This is a genomic window from Actinomycetota bacterium, assembly GCA_005774595.1.
Classification (GTDB): domain Bacteria; phylum Actinomycetota; class Coriobacteriia; order Anaerosomatales; family D1FN1-002; genus D1FN1-002.
Map to the genome: position 1 here is coordinate 1 of VAUM01000291.1, position 2,472 is coordinate 2,472.

The following is a 2,472-nucleotide window of genomic DNA, read 5'->3' on the forward strand; positions in this document are numbered from 1 at the left end:
GTGCTGCAGCCGACGCCGACGGCCGCCGGCGGCGTGTGGATCCCGTCCACATCGATGGGGACCTTCCAGTACGCTCCGCCCGCGGAGTTCACCGGCGTCGACACCTTCACGTACTGGTGTTTCGATCAGCGCTACGGTCCGCCCGAGCCGGGACTGAACGTCTCGGTGCAGACGGTCACGATCGACGTCGTCGATATGAACTCCGCTCCGGTCGCGTCGGACAGCGCGCTGCTGGCGTGGAAGGACGAGGACTGCGACGGCAGGGCCGAGGCGACGGACGCCGACGGCGACACCATGGCCTTCTCGGTCTCCTCGCCTCCCTCGCACGGCGACGTCGTGATGGACGCGGACGGCTCGTACGTCTACACGCCCGACCCCGGGTACGAGGGCGACGACTCCTTCGACTTCGAGGTGACCGATGGCGCCGCCACGGACACGGGCGTCATCTCGATCACGGTGAACCCGCCGAACTACCTCGAGCAGTCCGACGGCCGGCTCAGGTGGGGCGGCTCGTGGTCGACGCTCGTGCGCGCGAGCGCCTCGGGCGGGTCGCTCGGCTACTCGCCGGTGTACAAGTCGTACAGCCAGGTCACTTTCAACGGCGTGGCGTGCGAATACGTGGTCGCGAGGACCACGTCCTCGGGCAAGGCCAACATCTACGTCGACGGCGTGCTGACCGAGACCGTCGACCTGTACTCGGGCACGAACCAGATGCAGAGCGTCTCGAGGCACGTGCACGCCCTGCACAACGGCCCGCACACCCTGCGCATCGAGGTGGCGGGCGGCAAGAACCCGAAGTCGGCCGGGTACAACGTGATGGTCGACGCGGTGCGGTGCTGGGGAGTGCCGACGGGCGGGCACTACTAGTTGACGGCCGCCCCCGCCGTGAGCGCGGCGGGGTAGCATAGGCTCAAGGCGGCGGCGCGGGCCACTCGTCCGCGCCGTCCGCCGTCCTGCCGAGTCCGTCGCCGAGGAGCGCCGCGCCCGTGCCCGACGTGCCCAACGATCGTGACGCCGCCGCAGTGCGCGCGACCGCGCTGCGGCGCGAGATCGACCGACACAGCCACCTCTACTACGCGCTCGACTCCCCCGAGGTCTCGGACGCGGCCTATGACGCGCTCATGGCCGAGCTCAAGTCGATCGAGGCCGCGTTCCCGGACCTCGTGACGCCCGAGTCGCCGACGCAGCGCGTCGGTGCCCCGCCCTCGGAGGCGTTCGCGCCGGTGCGGCACGCGCAGCGCATGTACTCGCTCGACAACGCGATGGACATGGGCGAGCTGGATGCGTGGTTCGAGCGGCTCGCCAAGGACGTGGGCGAGCGGGCATGCACGTTCGTGGCCGAGTACAAGATCGACGGCGCGTCCATCGCGCTCACGTACGAGGGCGGCAGGCTCCTGCGCGCGGCGACGCGCGGTGACGGCACGACCGGCGAGGACGTCACACCCAACGTCCGCACGGTGCGCAGCGTGCCGCTCGCGTTGCGCGACGAGGCGCTCCCCGGGCCCGCCGCCGGGATGCTGTTCGACGAGCCTGCTGCCGGAGCATGGCGCGCGGTCGAGGTGCGCGGGGAGGTGTACCTGTCGAAGCCGTCGTTCGAGCGGCTCAATGCCGAGCAGGAGGAGGCGGGTGGGACGCCGTTCGCGAATCCCCGCAACGCCGCCGCCGGCTCGTTGCGCCAGAAGGACCCGGCCGCGACGGCGTCGCGCGACCTGTCGGCCTTCGTCTACCAGGTCGCCGACCCACGGTCGCTCGGACTGCGGGGCCAGGCCGAGACCCTGGACTGGCTGAAGCGAGCGGGCTTCCGCGTGAACCCCGACGTCGCCACCTGCGCTTCGGCCGCCGATGTGCGCGAGTTCTGCCAGCGTGCGCTCGAGCGCCGGCACGAGCTCGACTACGAGATCGACGGCGTGGTGGTCAAAGTGGACTCGTTCGCACTCCAGGACGAGCTCGGCTTCACGGCGAAGGCCCCCCGGTGGGCGATCGCATTCAAGTTCCCGCCCGAGGAACAGACCACGCGCCTGCTCGCCATCGAGGTCTCGGTCGGGCGGACGGGCGCGATGACACCGTACGCGGTGCTCGAGCCGGTCCGCATCGCCGGCTCGACGGTGGGCAAGGCGACGCTGCACAACGCCGACGAGGTGGCCCGCAAGGGCCTGCGTATCGGCGACACCGTCATCGTCCGCAAGGCGGGCGACGTCATCCCCGAGGTGCTCGGGCCCGTCGAGAACCTGCGGGACGGCTCCGAGCGCCAGTGGCGGATGCCCGAGGCGTGCCCCGCGTGCGGTTCGCCCGCATGGCGCCCGCCCGACGAGGCGGTGACGCGCTGCTCGAACGTGGCGTGCCCCGCGCAGCGGCACGAGCGCCTGCTGCACTGGACGAGCCGCGGGGCGCTCGACATCGAGGGCCTCGGCGACGAGATCCTCGGCCGGCTCGAGGAGCGCGGCCTGGTCGCCGACCCGGCCGACTTCTACG

General features: G+C 71.5%; 1 protein-coding gene. It reads left to right on the plus strand.

From position 1 onward, the window contains the following. Positions 1 to 986: 986 nt before the first annotated feature. On the plus strand, positions 987 to 2,472 hold a 1,486-nt coding region (ligA, locus tag FDZ70_09255; GenBank protein TLM70271.1), incomplete at its 3' end, for an NAD-dependent DNA ligase LigA.